This window comes from Micromonospora sp. Utrum1, assembly GCF_057197805.1.
Genome location: NZ_CM170071.1, coordinates 5,485,791 through 5,502,134, shown reverse-complemented (window position 1 = coordinate 5,502,134; position 16,344 = coordinate 5,485,791). Strand labels below are relative to the sequence as shown.

13 protein-coding genes and 1 pseudogene are annotated in these 16,344 nt (G+C 73.6%); 10 read left to right on the top strand and 4 right to left on the bottom strand.

Features of this window, described 5'->3' with window-relative positions:
• Nucleotides 1-139: 139 nt before the first annotated feature.
• A complete protein-coding gene (locus AC0OLQ_RS25810) occupies nucleotides 140-1,228 on the top strand; it encodes a phosphatase PAP2 family protein (protein ID WP_484528431.1) in 1,089 nt (362 codons plus the stop codon).
• Between the two features lie 12 nt (nucleotides 1,229-1,240).
• On the opposite strand, the gene AC0OLQ_RS25805 is transcribed toward AC0OLQ_RS25810, so the two are convergent.
• The 3 genes from AC0OLQ_RS25805 to AC0OLQ_RS25795 form a co-directional block, all read right to left on the bottom strand.
• Nucleotides 1,241-2,536: a PH domain-containing protein gene (locus AC0OLQ_RS25805; protein WP_484532433.1), complete on the bottom strand. Its 1,296-nt coding sequence runs from the start codon at nucleotides 2,534-2,536 to the stop codon at nucleotides 1,241-1,243.
• Between the two features lie 485 nt (nucleotides 2,537-3,021).
• Nucleotides 3,022-3,549, bottom strand: a complete 528-nt coding sequence (locus tag AC0OLQ_RS25800) for a PH domain-containing protein (RefSeq protein WP_484532432.1) — start codon at nucleotides 3,547-3,549, stop codon at nucleotides 3,022-3,024.
• Nucleotides 3,550-3,557: 8 nt separating this feature from the next.
• Nucleotides 3,558-3,788 carry a hypothetical protein gene (locus AC0OLQ_RS25795; protein ID WP_484528430.1) on the bottom strand — a complete coding sequence of 77 codons (231 nt, stop codon included), beginning with the start codon at nucleotides 3,786-3,788 and terminating at the stop codon, nucleotides 3,558-3,560.
• A 241-nt stretch (nucleotides 3,789-4,029) separates the two neighbouring features.
• On the opposite strand from AC0OLQ_RS25795, the gene AC0OLQ_RS25790 reads away from it, so the two are divergent.
• Genes AC0OLQ_RS25790 through AC0OLQ_RS25780 form a run of 3 tightly spaced genes read left to right on the top strand, consistent with a single transcriptional unit; the run spans nucleotide 4,030 to nucleotide 7,054 of the window.
• A complete protein-coding gene (locus AC0OLQ_RS25790) occupies nucleotides 4,030-5,136 on the top strand; it encodes an AAA family ATPase (protein ID WP_484528429.1) in 1,107 nt (368 codons plus the stop codon).
• Nucleotides 5,115-6,107: a DUF58 domain-containing protein gene (locus tag AC0OLQ_RS25785; RefSeq protein ID WP_484532431.1), complete on the top strand. Its 993-nt coding sequence runs from the start codon at nucleotides 5,115-5,117 to the stop codon at nucleotides 6,105-6,107. Before AC0OLQ_RS25790 ends, AC0OLQ_RS25785 begins: the two co-directional genes overlap by 22 nt.
• Entirely contained in the window at nucleotides 6,104-7,054 is a 951-nt protein-coding gene (locus tag AC0OLQ_RS25780) for a VWA domain-containing protein (protein WP_484528428.1), read from the top strand. Before AC0OLQ_RS25785 ends, AC0OLQ_RS25780 begins: the two co-directional genes overlap by 4 nt.
• Before the next feature lie 516 nt (nucleotides 7,055-7,570).
• Here the strand turns inward: AC0OLQ_RS25780 and AC0OLQ_RS25775 are convergent.
• The gene (locus AC0OLQ_RS25775) at nucleotides 7,571-9,721 is read right to left on the bottom strand and encodes a BTAD domain-containing putative transcriptional regulator (protein ID WP_484528427.1); all 2,151 of its coding nucleotides are present in this window, start codon (nucleotides 9,719-9,721) and stop codon (nucleotides 7,571-7,573) included.
• 177 nt (nucleotides 9,722-9,898) lie between these two features.
• Between AC0OLQ_RS25775 and AC0OLQ_RS25770 the strand changes: the two genes are divergently transcribed.
• The 6 genes and pseudogenes from AC0OLQ_RS25770 (at nucleotide 9,899) to AC0OLQ_RS25745 (ending at nucleotide 16,342) form a co-directional block, all read left to right on the top strand.
• Nucleotides 9,899-11,284, top strand: coding sequence for a hypothetical protein (locus AC0OLQ_RS25770; protein ID WP_484528426.1), 1,386 nt, complete (start codon nucleotides 9,899-9,901; stop codon nucleotides 11,282-11,284).
• Nucleotides 11,285-11,333: 49 nt separating this feature from the next.
• Nucleotides 11,334-12,002, top strand: a pseudogene (locus AC0OLQ_RS25765) (hypothetical protein); the annotation flags it as partial.
• A gap of 926 nt (nucleotides 12,003-12,928) precedes the next feature.
• Nucleotides 12,929-13,633, top strand: a complete 705-nt coding sequence (gene fabG, locus AC0OLQ_RS25760; RefSeq protein WP_484528425.1) for a 3-oxoacyl-ACP reductase FabG — start codon at nucleotides 12,929-12,931, stop codon at nucleotides 13,631-13,633.
• 23 nt (nucleotides 13,634-13,656) lie between these two features.
• The gene (gene fabI / locus AC0OLQ_RS25755) at nucleotides 13,657-14,424 is read left to right on the top strand and encodes an enoyl-ACP reductase FabI (RefSeq protein ID WP_484528424.1); all 768 of its coding nucleotides are present in this window, start codon (nucleotides 13,657-13,659) and stop codon (nucleotides 14,422-14,424) included.
• Nucleotides 14,425-14,495: 71 nt separating this feature from the next.
• Nucleotides 14,496-15,527: a ferrochelatase gene (locus tag AC0OLQ_RS25750; RefSeq protein WP_484528423.1), complete on the top strand. Its 1,032-nt coding sequence runs from the start codon at nucleotides 14,496-14,498 to the stop codon at nucleotides 15,525-15,527.
• Nucleotides 15,476-16,342 (top strand): HAD-IIA family hydrolase, encoded by an 867-nt coding sequence (locus tag AC0OLQ_RS25745; protein ID WP_484532430.1) that lies wholly within the window; start codon nucleotides 15,476-15,478, stop codon nucleotides 16,340-16,342. Before AC0OLQ_RS25750 ends, AC0OLQ_RS25745 begins: the two co-directional genes overlap by 52 nt.
• Nucleotides 16,343-16,344: the final 2 nt, after the last annotated feature.

Sequence of the window (16,344 nt, the reverse complement as noted above, 5' to 3'; positions counted from 1 at the left end):
TAGTGCAGCGGCCCCGGACCCGGGCGGCGTCCCGACCGCCGCCCCGACCCTCCCAATCGCCCGCTCCGGGAACCGTCCAGCCCCGGCGGCGGACGGTCGGCGTCGGCGACCCCGTCGCACGCCGTTAACCTTGTCCGCGATGGCCGTGCTGACTGACCCCCCGCCCCCCGCCCCCGCCGGACCGACCGCGTCCCCCGACGGCGGACGCCGTCGCGTGGTGGCGATGGTGATCTGGGGGATGGCCTTCGTCGCCGCCTGGCTCGCCATCGGCCTGCCGACCGACCCGGCGTACGCGTTCCTCTGGATCTGGGCGGGCACCATCGCCTGGCACTCGTCCCGCCCGTGGCGCAGCCACCTGCGCTTCGCCCGGGACTGGATCCCGGTGGTGCTGCTGCTGGCCGCGTACAACTTCTCCCGGGGGTTCGCCGACAACGGCGCGACGCCGCACGCCATGGAGCTGATCGTCGCCGACCGGTTCCTGACCGGCTGGGCCACCGGTGGCGAGGTGCCGACGATCTGGCTCCAGCAGCACCTCTACCGGCCCGACCAGGTGCACTGGTGGGACGTGGCGGTCAGCTGGATCTACTTCTCGCACTTCGTGGCGACGCTCGCCGCCGCCGCGGTGCTCTGGCTGCGGGACCGGGCGCGCTGGGCCGGGTACATGCGGCGGTGGGGCTTCCTCTGCGCGGCCGGGTTGGCCACCTACTTCCTCTATCCGGCCGCCCCGCCGTGGTGGGCCGCCCAGAACGGGCTGCTCACCGAGGTGGCCCGGATCTCCACCCGGGGCTGGAAGGAGATCGGCATGCACGGCGCGGGCAACCTGCTCAACGCCGGGCAGATCGCCGCCAACCCGGTGGCCGCCATGCCGTCGCTGCACACCGCGTTCGCCCTGTTCGTGGTCCTGTTCTTCCTGCGCGCGACGCGGAAGCGCTGGTGGCCGCTGCTGCTGGCGTATCCGCTGGCGATGACCTTCACGCTGATCTACAGCGGCGAGCACTACCTGATCGACGTGCTGGTCGGCTGGACGTACGTCGGGCTGACCTTCCTGGTGGTGGGGCTGGCCGAGCGCTGGTGGGCGGCCCGCCGGGCCCGCCGGGCCGCGCTCGCCCCGGCCGGTGGGACCGCTCCGGCCGGCGGAGCCACCCCCGCCGTCGAGGCGACCCGGGCGTCCGACGCGGCCGACGCCGCGCCCGCCGCCGACCCGGCCACGGTGCCGGCCGAGCGCTGACCGTCCGGCTGCTCAGCCCGGCGGCCGGCTCCGGTCGGTCCGCCGGGCGGCGTGCGCCCGCGCGGTTAGCTCCGCCGCCAGCTCCCACGCCTCAACCAGGTCCCGGTCCAGCGCCGCCGCGCCCGACCCGCCGGCGGTGTCCGCGTGCACGGTGGCCAGCCGCAGCCGCCGCTGCGCCGGGCCCTGGGTCACCCGCACGCTCTGGATCCGGGCGTACGGCACCAGCGTCAACCGGCGGGTGAGCAGCCCGGACCGGGCCACGAAGACCTGCTCGTGGAGCCCGGCGCCCACCCTCGCCCGGCTCAGCGGGCGCAGCCAGCGGGCCCGCCGGGGCGGCAGCGTGGCGGGCAGCGCCCCCAGCCGGACGCCGGGCAGCACCTCCGCGACGATCAGCTCCCCGGTGGGCGCGTCGCCGACCGGTAGCAGCCGGTCCGGCCGGTTCCGGTCGTCCGGCTCGGCCGCCGAGTAGCCGGCCACCTCCAGCCGCAGCCGCAGCCAGCCCTTCATCCGCCAGAGCAGCGGCCAGGTCACCCCGACGGTCTGCACCCGGTGCAGCGGCACGGTCTGCACCCGGGTCTCCAGCAGCCCGTTGCGCACCCGCAGCGCGTCGCCGTCCCGGTCCAGCCGGAAGCCCCAGTCGTCGAGCACCCGGCGGACCGGTTGCAGCACCACGCCGGCCATCGCGGTCAACGTGCTGGCCACCGCGATGAACGACCAGGAACCCTCGGAGAGGAACTGCGCCACTACGAAGGCCACGCCGAACGGGAGCAGGAAGGCCTGCGGGGTGAGCAACTGGCTGACCAGCAGGTCCCGGTTGCGAACGCCGTGCAGCAGCCGCCCGGCCGGGGCCGGCGCGGGCGGTGTGCCGGCGGCGCGCGGGGCGGCCTCGGGGGCGCGGCCGGCTACGGCGAGCAGCCGGTTCCGCAGCGCGGTCGCCTCGGCCACGCTCAGGTACGCCAGCGGCGCCTCGGTCTTGCCCCCGCCGACCACCTCCAGCCGCAGCTCGGCCAGCCCGGTGAGCTGCGCGAGCAGCGGCCGGACCACCTCCACGGCCTGCAACCGCTCCAGCGGGATCGCCCGGGTACGCCGCCAGAGCAGCCCCTCGTGCACCCGCAGCTCGCGGCCCACCACGTGGTAGCCGGTGTTCCACCAGCTGACCACGGAGAGCACCGTGGCGCCGAGGACGAAGATCGCGACCAGCACGGCGAACCAGCCGAAGCCGACCCGGGACAGCGTCGACCAGGAGAGTCCGGCGATCACGACGACCAGCGACTTCGCGCCGTGCAGCGCCGGGCTCAGCGGATGCAGCCGCTGCCGCGGCTCCTCGCCGGCCGGCGCGGGCGCCCCCGGTCCACCGGGCGCGGGCGGCCCCCATGGGCCGGGTCCGCCCGGGGCGGGATGACCGGCCGAGGGCCAGGGCGGCGCGGGGTGGCCGTAGCCCGGCGGGCCGTAGCCGGGCGGCGGCGCGGGCCGGCCGTAGCCGGGCGGCGGCGCGGGCGGGCCGTAGCCGGGCGGAGGTAGGGGCGGGCCGTGTCCGGGCGGGGGCGCGGGGTGGCCGTATCCCGGCGGCGGCGCGGGATGGCCGTAGCCGGGCGGGGGTGGGGGGTGGCCGGGCCACGGTCCGGCCGGGGCGGCGGGGCCGGGCGGGTGGGCGTACCCGGGCTGCGGTGGCCAGGGGTGGCCGTTGTGTGTCGGCTCGCCCGCGGCCGGCGGCGGGGCGGCGGCCGGATCGCCGTGATCGGCGGGCGGTTGCGGCGGCGGGGCGCCGGGCTCCGGCTCGGCCGGGCCGTCGGTCACAGCCCCTCCGCCCGGTCCTCGCCGAGCGCGGTGAGCCGGTCCCGCAGCCGGGACGCCTCGGCCGGTCGCAGGCCCGGCACCCGGGCGTCGCTCGCCGCCGCGGCGGTGTGCAACTGCACGGTGGCCAGGTCGAAGGCGCGCTCCAGCGGCCCCGCGCTCACGTCGACGAACTGCATCCGGGAGTAGGGCACGATGGACAGCCGCCGGACCAGCAGGCCGTGCCGGACCAGCAGGTCGTCCGGCCGCTCGGCGTAACCCCAGGCACGCACCGCGCGGACGATGGTGACCGCCCGCCAGGCGGCCAGGAGCAGCGCCACGCCCAGGGCGGCGCCGAACAGCCAGTGGCCGGTGACCGCCCAGGCCACGCCGAGCAGCACCAGCGCCACGGCGAGCAGGATGCCGAGCCGGATCAGTTCCACCCAGATCAGGTCGCGGGAGATCGGCTGCCAGCGGACGGTCTCCGGCCAGGGCTCCAGGGGACCGGTCGGGGCCGGCGGCCGGCCGGCGAGGTCGTCACCGTTCACCGGTTCGCTCACGATTCGAGCGTAGGCGATCCGGGCACCGGTACGACCTCGCGGAGGAAGCCGCGCGCGTCGAGGAAGTCGCCCAGCGACCCGCGGTGCGCCGCACAGGCCAGCCAGGTCTTGCGCCGTTCGGGCGGGTGCAGGCGGGGATTGTTCCAGCGCAGCTCCCAGACCGCGAGGGCGCGACATCCCCGCGCCGAGCAGATCAGCTCGTCGTCGGGGGGAGTGGGAGTGGTCACCGGGGCGAGTCTACGGCCGCGCGCCCGGGAGCTTTAGCGCCGGGCGGCCACGGGGGGAGCCGCCCGGCGACGGGGTGAATCGTACACACGCCGGACCCCTTGTTGTCCACCCGTGTTCAGCGTTTTCCGGGCCCCGGGACGGCGCGGCGAAAATCGTCCCTCTCCCGCCCTCGGCTCTCAGCGAGGCATGACAGTCTTGATACGCACCACACCGCGACGACGACCAAGCTGTGGAGGACCGGTGGCCCAGCCGACCACGCCCGACGCCCCGACCCCGACCGAGGCCGCCCCGGACGCGCCGCCCCCGGCGACCACCACCCCGGCGCAGGACGCCACCCTGCTGGAGCGGGCGCTGTTCGAGATCAAGCGGGTGATCGTCGGTCAGGACCGGATGGTCGAGCGGATGTTCGTGGCTCTGCTCGCCCGGGGCCACTGCCTGCTCGAGGGCGTGCCCGGCGTCGCCAAGACGCTCGCCGTGGAGACCCTGGCCAAGGTGGTCGGCGGGTCGTTCGCCCGGGTCCAGTTCACCCCCGACCTGGTGCCGGCCGACATCATGGGCACCCGGATCTACCGGCAGTCCAGCGAGAAGTTCGACGTCGAGCTGGGGCCGGTCTTCGTCAACTTCCTGCTCGCCGACGAGATCAACCGGGCCCCGGCGAAGGTGCAGTCGGCGCTGCTGGAGGTGATGGGCGAGCGCCAGGTGTCCATCGGCGGCGAGACCCACCGCGTACCGGACCCGTTCCTGGTGATGGCCACCCAGAACCCGATCGAGCAGGAGGGCGTCTACCCGCTGCCGGAGGCGCAGCGGGACCGGTTCCTCATGAAGATCGTGGTGGGCTACCCGACCGACGCCGAGGAGCGGGAGATCGTCTACCGGATGGGCGTCGCCCCGCCCGAGCCGGCGCGGGTCTTCGACACCCCGGACCTGATCGCGCTCCAGCACAAGGCCGACCAGGTCTTCGTGCACAACGCGCTGGTCGACTACGCGGTCCGGCTGGTCCTCGCCACCCGGGCCCCCGCCGAGCACGGCATGCCCGACGTCGCGCAGCTCATCCAGTACGGCGCCAGCCCGCGCGCCTCGCTCGGTCTGGTCCGGGCCACCCGGGCGCTGGCCCTGCTGCGCGGCCGCGACTACGCCCTGCCCCAGGACGTGCAGGACATCGCCCCGGACATCCTGCGGCACCGGCTGGTGCTCAGCTACGACGCGCTCGCCGACGACGTGCCGGCCGACCACATCGTGCACCGGGTGATGTCGACCATCCCGCTGCCCGCCGTCGCGCCCCGGCAGCAGGCCACGCCGCCGCCACCGGCCATGCCGCACGGCGGCTGGCCCGGGCAGCGGCCGTGACCCCACCCACCCGGCTGCCGGCCGGGAACGAGCGCTCCGGCGCCGTCCTCGCCCGGTTGCAGCTCATGGTCACCCGCAAGCTGGACGGGCTGCTCCAGGGCGACTACGCCGGGCTGCTGCCCGGACCGGGCAGCGAGGCGGGGGAGTCCCGCGAGTACCGCCCCGGCGACGACGTGCGCCGGATGGACTGGCCGGTCACCGCTCGCACCACCATGCCGCACGTCCGGCGTACCGTGGCCGACCGGGAGCTGGAGACCTGGCTGGCGGTGGACCTCTCGGCCAGCCTGGACTTCGGCACCGGGCAGTGGCTCAAGCGGGACGTGGTGGTCGCCGCCGCGGCCGCCCTGGCCCACCTGACCGTCCGGGGCGGCAACCGGATCGGCGCGGTGGTCGGCACGGGCGCGCCCGCGCCGGCCGGCCGGTGGCGGGGCGGCGGCCCGCCCGCCGGGCCGGGGACGCTGCACCGGCTGCCCGCCCGGGGCGGGCGCAAGGAGGCGCAGGGACTGCTGCGGGCCATCGCCGGCACCGAGATCCGGCCCGGCCGCAGCGACCTGGGCGTCCTCGTCGACATGCTCAACCGCCCGCCGCGCCGGCGGGGCGTGGCGGTGGTGATCTCCGACTTCCTCGCGCCGCCGCCGCAGTGGGGCCGGCCCGTCCGTAAGCTGCGGGTCCGGCACGACGTGCTGGCCATCGAGGTGGTCGACCCGCGTGAGCTGGAACTGCCCGACGTGGGGGTGCTGCCGGTGGTCGACCCGGAGACGGGGGAGCTGCACGAGGTGCAGACCGCCGACCCGGGCCTGCGCCGCCGGTACGCCGAGTCGGCGGCCGCCCAGCGCGCGGCGATCGCCGCCGAGCTGCGCACCGCCGGCGCGGCCCACCTGCGACTGCGTACCGACCGAGACTGGCTGCTGGACATGGTGCGTTTCGTGGCCGCGCAGCGGCACGCCCGTACCCGAGGGACGACCCGATGATCCGTTTTCTGCAACCGTGGTGGCTGCTGGCCGTGCTGCCGGTGCTCGCCCTCGCCGCCGCGTACGTCTGGCGGCAGCTGCACCGCCGGCAGTACGCCATGCGGTTCACCAACGTGGACCTGCTGCGCACCCTCGCGCCGAAGGGGCTGGGCTGGCGGCGGCACGCGGCGGCCACCGCCTTCCTGCTCTGCCTCCTGGTGCTCGCCACCGGGCTGGCCCGGCCGGCGATCGACACCAAGGAGCCCCTCGAACGGGCGACCGTGATGCTCGCCATCGACGTGTCGCTGTCGATGCAGGCCGACGACGTGGCGCCGAACCGGCTGGAGGCCGCGCAGGAGGCGGCCAAACAGTTCGTCGGTGAGCTGCCGGAGAGCTACAACCTCGGGCTGGTTTCCTTTGCCAAGTCGGCGAACGTGCTGGTCCCGCCGACCAAGGACCGGGGCGCGGTGACCAGCGCCATCGACGGCCTGGTGCTGGCCGAGGCGACGGCCACCGGCGAGGCGGTCTTCACCTGCCTGGAGGCGATCCGCTCGGTGCCGGCGGACGGCGCGGCCGGCATCCCGCCGGCCCGGATCGTGCTGCTCTCCGACGGCTACCGCACCTCGGGCCGCTCGGTGGAGGAGGCGGCCGCGGCGGCGCAGGCGGCCAATGTGCCGGTCTCCACCATCGCGTTCGGCACCGACTCCGGGCAGGTGGACATCGGCGGCCAGCTGCAGCGGGTGCCGGTGGACCGGATGGCGCTGTCGCAGCTCGCCGAGACCACCCAGGGCTACTTCTACGAGGCGGCCTCGGTCAGCGAGCTGAAGCAGGTCTACCAGGACATGGGCAGCTCGATCGGGTTCCGGACCGAGCCGCGGGAGATCACCCAGTGGTACGCGGGGATCGCCCTGCTCCTCGCGCTCTGCGCGGGCGGGCTGAGCCTGCTCTGGTCGTCCCGCCTGATCTGAGGCGCCGGGGCCCGGCCGGCGGTGGTCAGTGACCGCCGCCGGCCAGGACGAAGATGACGGCCACCCAGACGGCGGCGAGGGTGAAGCCCAGCGGGGCGACGTAACGGCTCATGGGACTGCTCCGTGGCGACGGACGGTCCGGGCGGGACGGACCGCGGGGGTGGATCAGGACGTACGCACACGAAGTCGTGACCGGGGTGCTCCGCCCGTGCCGCGCAGCACGGTCGCCCCGGCGAACGGCCGAGGAGACGGGGCGGTGCGGAGGGCGGGAAGCGGGGTCAGCCGCGCCGGCTGAGTCGTGGCTCAGCGGGGCTGACGGTCGGCCCGGCCACGACTGGGAGGATCGCTATCTCGCACAGCGATCACCTCCTGCGGTCGGCGGGGCTCGACGGCGGGCGACCCACTGCCCGCAAACGCTGATGATCGTACACCCGCGGCGCGCGCGGCACGCACTCGGCCGACCGGGCAGCCGGGCGTGACATCCGGCCGCCCGGGCCGTGCCCAGGTGGGTCTGGTTCAGGCGGCCTTCGGGCCGCTGATCCGCTGCCAGGACACCAGCCGGCGCAGCGCCGCCGACCGGGCGGCCGGCAGCTCGTGCCGCTCGGCGAGCTCCCGGCCGTAGGCGCGCAGCAGTCGGTGCATCTGGAAGTGCTGGCCGTCCACCGGGGTGAGCAGGCTGACGTCGGCGAGCCGGTCCAGCAGGTCCTCGGTCTCCGCGACCGGGTGATCGAGAAGTGCTCCGGCGGCCGCGACCGTGATCCGCTCGAGCGGTGCGACGGCCACCAGCCGGAACGCCCGCGCGGCGGGAGCGGACAGCCTCGCCATGCCTGATCCGAGGACCGCGCGCAGATCGAGGTCACCGGCCCGCAGCACGTGCAGGGCCTGGTCCGGGTCGGCGAGGCGGCGAGCCAGGGCGGCCGTCGTGCAGCCCGGCCGACGGGCCAGCAACACGCCCGCGATCCGCAACGCCATCGGCAGGCGACCGCAGGAACGCACCAGGTCCCGCGCCGCCGCGTCGCGTCCCGGCCCGGCGGTGCCGGCCACCGCGGCGAGCATCGCCAGCGCGTCGTCGGTCGACAACACGGCCAGTTCGAGGCGGCGCGCAGCCTCCAGGTCGACCAGGCGGTTGCGGCTGGCGACCAGCACCCGGCTGGGGCCGGAGCCCGGCACCAGCGGCCGGACCTGGGCCGCGTCCCGGGCGTCGTCCAGCAGGATGAGCAGCCGCCGGTCGGCGAGCAGGCTCCGGAGCAGCGCGGCAGCCGCCGCCTCGTCCTCCGGCAGGTCCGACTCGGCGACGTCGAGCGTCCGCAGGAATCGGCGCAGCACCTCGGCGGCCCGAGCCGGCCGCGCCGAGCTGCCCCGCAGGTCGGCATGCAGATGGCCGTCCGGGAAGAGAGAAGCCATCCCGGCCGCCGCGGCGGCCGACAGCGCTGACTTGCCCACCCCGGGCAGGCCGGTGATCACGCAGACCGGCAGGGCCCGGCGGCCGGCGTGGCCGGCGTCGTCGAGAAGCCGGCGCAACTCGGCCCGCTCCGCCTCGCGACCCGTGAAGTCGGCCGGCGGCGCGGGCGACTGCCGCGGTGTCGGCGCGCTGCGCCGGGCGGCGGAGGATCGGGTCCGGTGCCACTGCTGCCGGAGCAGCCGCTCGCGGTACGCCCGGAGTTCGGGGCCCGGGTCCACCCCGAGCTGGTCGGCGAGGCGGCGCACCACGCCGTCGTAGCAGGCGTACGCCTCGCCCTGCCGCCCGGTGGCACCGAGGGCCAGCGCCAGCCGGCCGTGGACCTGCTCGTCCAGCGGGTGCCGGCCGGCGAACGGACGCAGGACGCGGACCAGGCGGTCGTACTCGCCGAGCTCGTCCAGCAGGTCGGCGCAACGCGTCGCCTCGGCGGTGCCACGGGCGACGAGCAGCATACGCGCCGGATGTGCGGTCAGGGCTTCCACGTCGGCGACGGGGTCGTCGCGCCACAGCTCCAGCGCCTGCTCCAGTTTCGTCGCGGCCGTCACGGCCGGCGAATCCTGGTTCGCCTCCCGGACCAGTCGTTCGAAGCGCCGCAGGTCGAGCTGCTCCTCCGACAGGTCGAGCCGGTAACCCCCGGGTACCAGCCGGAGCACTGTGGCCGCACCGCTGGCCGTGGGCTGCGGTTCGAGCAGCCGGCGCAGCCGCGCCACATAGGTGTGCACCAGGTTCACCGCCGAGCGCGGGGGATCCTCTCCCCACAGCACGTCGATCAGTTCGGCCCTGGACACCACGGTGCCGGGGCTGATCGCGAGCCGGCCGAGCAGCGCCCGCTGCCGGGGCGACGCGAGCAGCGGCAGCCCGCGGCCGCGCTGGATCTGCAGCGTGCCGAGCACCTCGATGCGGATGGCGGGCCGTGCCGCCGACTCGCCAGCCGGAACCGGGTCGGGACCCGCCGGCCGGGTGACCGGGTCGCGGGCCGCGCGGTGGAACTCGGCGGCCTCGGGCCCGGTCAACCGCAGGGCGTCGGCCAGGCGGGAGATGGATCCCGCGGTCGGGCGGCGGGTCCGGCCCTGCTCCAGGTCCCGGACCGCGGTCGGGCTCAGACCCGCCGTCCGGGCCAGTTCCACCTGGGTGAGGTCGGCCTCCTCGCGGCAACGCCGCAGCAGGCCGGCGAAACCGTACCCGGGCAGGCTCACGCCAATGGTCATGTCATCAACCCCCGTCACTGACTGTCTTGACCGCGACAGACGGTAGTACCGATCCGGTACCGGTGCCGTCCCTCCAGCACCGGTCCAGCGGCCGCCGGGAAGCTCGGACGCACGACCGGTCCACAGGGGATCCGTCGTGAACTGGAGATGTGCATGAATCGACGTGTGTTAAACGGAGTGTCGGGACTGCGACACTTCGGACTGGCCGCGGCCCTGACCGTGGCCGCGGTCACGGCGGCGTCACCGGCCGCCGCCAGCGACACCGAGCCGGCGCTGCCGCCGGCGCTGGCACCGATCACGACGCTGTACAGCGTCGCGCCGTGCGACCCGAACGGTCCGACGACCGCCGACGGCGCCCTGGCAACCGACCTCAACTCGAAGCTGAACGCCGACATGGCGGGCTACCTGACCGCCTACCGGGTGTCCTGCGCACGGGAGGTGGTCGAGGCGGTGCGGGCGCGTGGCTTCGCCTCCCGGGCGGCGGTCATCGCCATCGCCACGGTGATCGTGGAGACCCACCTGCAGAACATCGACGAGATGGTCGACCACACCAGCCTGGGATTGTTCCAGCAGCAGGACTGGTGGGGCACCCGTGAACAGCGGCTCAACCCCGACTACGCGACCGGCAAGTTCCTGCAGAAGATGGTCGAGCTCTACCCCAACGGGTCCTGGGCCAGTGCCCCGATCGGCACGGTCTGCCAGAAGGTGCAGGTTTCCGCCTACCCCGACAAGTACCAGGTGCAGGCCGCCGACGCGCAGATCATCGTGGACGCGCTCTGGGCTCCCGCGCCCCAGCCGTCGTACGCCTTGTCGGGTGACTGGTTCCGCACGGGTGAGTTCACGCCGGCGGTGGTGCAGCGGTCCGGTTCGGTGTGGGAGTGGAACATCAAGCGGTCGCAGTCCGGTGGTGCGGCGGATGTCAAGTTCACCTACGGGGACGCGGACATGGTGCCGGTGGCCGGTGACTGGGACGGCGATGGCGACTGGACGCCGGGGGTGGTGGCCAACGAGTCGAACTCGCGGCGGTGGTATCTGAAGAACTCGCTGGCCGGTGGGGTTTCCGACGTGGATTTCCTGTACGGGGGCAAGGACTACATCCCGGTCGCGGGGGACTGGGACGGCAACGGCACGTTCACGCCAGGGGTGGTGTCGAGGGACAACGGGGCGTGGAAGTGGGAGGTGCGTAACGCCAACAGCGGTGGTGCGGTGAGTGCGACCCTGCGGTACGGCAACTCGAACACGTGGCCGGTGGCCGGTGACTGGGACGGCAACAAGACGTGGACTCCGGCGGTGGTGGACGACACCGATGGTCCGCGGCGGTGGTTCCTGAAGAACGACCTCGGCACGGACGGGCTGGCCGACGTCCAGTTCAACTACGGCTCGCACGGGACGTATCCGGTGCCGGGCAACTGGAACGGCGCGACGGCGGCCACCGAGCCCGGGATCGTGGAGAACTTCGAGTCCCGGGTGTGGCGCTGGTACCTGAAGAACTCGGTCAGCGGTGGGACCGCCGACGAGTACTTCGACTACGGCAACGACGCCCCCTACCCCTACACCTTCTGACTCGGAGCCCTCAATGATGCGTAACGAATTCCTGTCGATGGAAAAGCTGGTGCTACGGATTCCACGCAGAGCCGCCGTCGTCATGTCCGCACTGATGATCGCCGGCGCTGTCGTCTCGCCCGCCCCGGCCAGCGCCGCCGAGAACCCGAACCCGTCCAGGATCACCGAGGCTTCCTGGTGGCTCATGGAGGAACTCCTGAAACTCGACCCGGGGACGCAGAACGGCGGTATCTACGCCAACAAGCCGGGCTATCACAACACCCGCGCAGCCAACGATCCGAGCAACTATTCCGTCCGTGACGCCGAGGACCAGGCCGGGCCGTCGGACAAGGCGGCCGCCTACGACTGGACCTTCCCGGAAGCGCAGAGCCTGGCGCTGGCGGCGGGCGAGACCGGCGCGGAGCCCGACCTGCTTCTTCCGTCCGGGCTGCAGGCCACGATCTCCGACTACAGCAACATCGCCCGTTACTCCAGCCGCCTCCTGGCATCCGGCAAGGATCCGAGCGACCCGCGTCTCGACGGCTGGCGGGAGTTCTACGGCCAGGCCGACACCGACAGCAGTGTGGAGGGGTGGGACTTCCGGTACGACACCGCCGTGTCATCGGACTCCTCGCACCTGTGGCACATTCACCTGAGCGAGGACCGCGGCAAGGTGTCGAGCTACGAGAACAAGAAGGCTCTGCTCAGCGTGCTGCGGGGCGAAACCGTGGAACAGTGGCTGAGCCGCGGGGCGTCGTACGCCTTGTCGGGTGACTGGTTCCGCACGGGTGAGTTCACGCCGGCGGTGGTGCAGCGGTCCGGTTCGGTGTGGGAGTGGAACATCAAGCGGTCGCAGTCCGGTGGTGCGGCGGATGTCAAGTTCACCTACGGGGACGCGGACATGGTGCCGGTGGCCGGTGACTGGGACGGCGATGGCGACTGGACGCCGGGGGTGGTGGCCAACGAGTCGAACTCGCGGCGGTGGTATCTGAAGAACTCGCTGGCCGGTGGGGTTTCCGACGTGGATTTCCTGTACGGGGGCAAGGACTACATCCCGGTCGCGGGGGACTGGGACGGCAACGGCACGTTCACGCCAGGGGTGGTGTCGAGGGACAACGGGGCGTGGAAGTGGGAGGTGCGTAACGCCAACAGCGGTGGTGCGGTGAGTGCGACCCTGCGGTACGGCAACTCGAACACGTGGCCGGTGGCCGGTGACTGGGACGGCAACAAGACGTGGACTCCGGCGGTGGTGGACGACACCGATGGTCCGCGGCGGTGGTTCCTGAAGAACGACCTCGGCACGGACGGGCTGGCCGACGTCCAGTTCAACTACGGCTCGCACGGGACGTATCCGGTGCCGGGCAACTGGAACGGCGCGACGGCGGCCACCGAGCCCGGGATCGTGGAGAACTTCGAGTCCCGGGTGTGGCGCTGGTACCTGAAGAACTCGGTCAGCGGTGGGACCGCCGACGAGTACTTCGACTACGGCAACGACGCCCCCTACCCCTACACCTTCTGACCCTCACGACGGGGGTGTCGTGCCAGTTCGGCGCGGCACCCCCGCCTGCTCTTCCCGCCGCTCGGGGCACCTCCCCGTTAGCGCTTACCTGCCGGTAACCCCTAGGCTCCGACCGACTGGGAGATCAGCTGAGCAGAGGGGGAACCGTGGCCCGTACGGTGCTGGTGACCGGCGGAAACCGGGGAATCGGCCTGGCCATCGCGCAGGCCTTCGCCAAGCAGGGCGACCGGGTGGCGGTGACCCACCGCAGCGGCGAGGCCCCGGCAGGGCTGTTCGGCGTGAAGTGTGACGTGACCGACGCCGAGTCGGTGGACGCCGCGTTCGCCGCGATCGAGGCCGAGCTGGGCCCGGTCGAGGTGCTGGTCGCCAACGCCGGCATCACCGACGACACGCTGCTCATGCGGATGTCCGAGGAACAGTTCACCCGAGTGCTCGACACCAACCTGACCGGCGCGTTCCGGGTCGCCAAGCGGGCCTCGACGAAGATGCTGCGCGCCAGGTGGGGCCGGATGATCTTCATCTCCTCGGTGGTCGGCCTCTACGGCGGCGTCGGCCAGGTCAACTACGCGGCCAGCAAGGCCGGCCTGGTCGGGGTGGCCCGCTCGATCACCCGCGAGCTGGGCAGCCGCAACATCACCGCCAACGTGGTGGCGCCCGGCTTCATCGACACCGACATGACCACGGCGCTGCCCGAGGAACGGCGCGCCGAGTACCGCAAGGCCATCCCGGCCGGCCGTTTCGCCGAGCCGGAGGAGGTGGCCGGCGTGGTCACCTGGCTCGCCTCGGACGCGGCCGGATACATCTCCGGCGCCGTCGTCCCGGTCGACGGCGGCCTCGGCATGGGCCACTGAGAAAGTACGGAGGAGATAGAACGATGTCCGGACTCCTGGCCGGTAAGCGGCTGCTGGTCACCGGCGTCATCACCGACGCCTCGATCGCCTTCTCGGTGGCGAAGCTCGCCCAGTCCAACGGCGCCCAGGTCGTGCTCACCGGCTACGGCCGGCTCTCCCTGGTCGAGCGGATCGCCAAGCGGCTGCCCGAGCCGGCGCCGGTGATCGAGCTGGACGTCACCAACGCCGAGCACCTGGCCGGCCTGGCCGACCGGGTGCGCGAGCACGTCGACGGCCTCGACGGGGTGGTGCACTCGATCGGCTTCGCCCCGCAGAGCTGCCTCGGCGGCGGCTTCCTCGACGCGCCCTGGGAGGACGTGGCGACCGCGCTCCAGGTCTCCACCTACTCCTACAAGTCGCTGGCCATGGCGGCGCTGCCGCTGATGTCGGCGGGCGGCGCCGTGGTGGGCCTCACCTTCGACGCCACCAAGGCCTGGCCGGTCTACGACTGGATGGGCGTGGCCAAGGCCGGGCTGGAGTCCGCCTCCCGCTACCTGGCCCTGCACCTGGGCAAGCAGGGCATCCGCAGCAACCTGGTCGCCGCCGGGCCGCTGCGCACCATCGCCGCCAAGTCCATCCCCGGCTTCGACCAGTTCGAGGAGGCCTGGGCCGAGCGCGCCCCGCTGGGCTGGGACCTGACCGACCAGGAGCCGGCCGCCCGGGCGTGCCTGGCGCTGCTGTCGGACTGGTTCCCGGCCACCACCGGCGAGATCGTCCACGTCGACGGCGGCTACCACGCGATCGGCGCCTGACACCGGGCGCGAAACCCGCTCGTCCCGGGGTGGTCGCCGGACCGGCACGGCCGTCGGGGGAGAATGGCGCTATGGCGTACGACGCGTTGGTGCTGGTCTCCTTCGGCGGCCCCGAGCGGCCCGAGGACGTGCTGCCCTTCCTGCAGAACGTGACCCGGGGGCGGGGCGTGCCGCCGGAGCGGCTCGCCGAGGTCGCCGAGCACTACCTGCACTTCGGCGGGGTGTCCCCGATCAACCAGCAGTGCCGTGACCTGCTCGCGGCGATCCGGGAGGACTTCGCCGCGCACGGCGTCGACCTGCCGGTCTACTGGGGCAACCGGAACTGGGACCCGATGCTCGCCGACACGGTGGCGCGGATGCGCGACGACGGGATCCAGCGGGCCCTCGCCTTCGTCACCAGCGCCTACGGCGGCTACTCGTCCTGCCGGCAGTACCAGGAGGACATCGCCGCGGCCCGGGCCGCCGTCGGCCCGGACGCCCCGCTGATCGAGAAGCTGCGCCAGTTCTGGGACCACCCCGGCTTCGTCGAGCCGCACGCCGACGCGGTCCGGGCCGCGCTGGCGCAGCTCGACCCGGCCCGGCGGGACAGCACCCGGCTGGTGTTCACCGCGCACTCCGTCCCGGTGTCGGCGGCCGCCACCGCCGGCCCGCACGGCGGCCGGTACACCGCCCAGCTCGCGGAGACGGCCCGGCTGGTGCACGCCGCCGCCGCGCCGGACCTGCCGTACGACCTGGTCTGGCAGAGCCGCTCCGGGCCGCCGCAGGTGCCGTGGCTGGAGCCGGACATCAACGACCACCTGGCCGCGCTCGCCGGCGAGGGCGTGACCGGCGTGGTGGTCAGCCCGATCGGGTTCGTCTCCGACCACCTCGAGGTGGTCTGGGACCTGGACACCGAGGCCCTCGACACCGCCAAGCAGCTCGGCCTGGACTTCGTCCGCGCCGGCACGCCCGGCACCGACCCGCGCTTCGTGGCGATGGTCCGCGAGCTGGTGCTGGAAGGCACCGCCCCGGACGGCGCGCGGTTCCGTCGCCGCCTCGGCGAGCTGCCCACCTGGGACACCTGCCCGGCGCTGTGCTGCGTGCCCCCGGCCCGCCGTCCGTGAGCCCGACCACCTCCGACACCCCCTGGGGACGACAGATGCATGACCGCAAGCCGGTGCAGAGCTGGCTCACCGACATGGACGGCGTGCTGGTGCACGAGGGCCAGCCGGTGCCCGGCGCGCCCGAGTTCATCAAGAAGCTGCGCGCCTCCGGCAAGCCGTTCCTGGTGCTCACCAACAACTCGATCTACACACCGCGCGACCTGCAGGCCCGGCTGGCCCGGATGGGGCTGGACGTGCCGGAGGAGGCGATCTGGTCGTCCGCTCTGGCCACCGCCCAGTTCCTGGCCGACCAGCGGCCCGGCGGCACCGCGTACGTGATCGGCGAGGCCGGCCTCACCACGGCGCTGCACGCGGTGGGCTACGTGCTCAGCGACTTCGCCCCCGACTACGTGGTGCTGGGGGAGACCCGCACCTACAGCTTCGAGGCGATCACCAAGGCGATCCGACTGATCAACGACGGGGCCCGGTTCATCTGCACCAACCCGGACGCGACCGGCCCGTCGGTGGAGGGCGCGCTGCCGGCCGCCGGCTCGGTGGCCGCGATGATCTCCAAGGCGACCGGGGTGGAGCCGTACTTCGTCGGCAAGCCGAACCCGATGATGATGCGCTCGGCGCTGAACACCATCGACGCGCACTCCGAGTCGACCGCCATGATCGGCGACCGGATGGACACCGACATCCTCTGCGGCCTGGAGGCGGGGCTGGAGACGATCCTCGTGCTCACCGGCATCAGCAGCCGGACCGAGGCGGAGCGCTACCCCTACCGGCCGTCGCGGATCGTCGAGTCGGTGGCCGACCTGATCGACGAGGTCTGAGC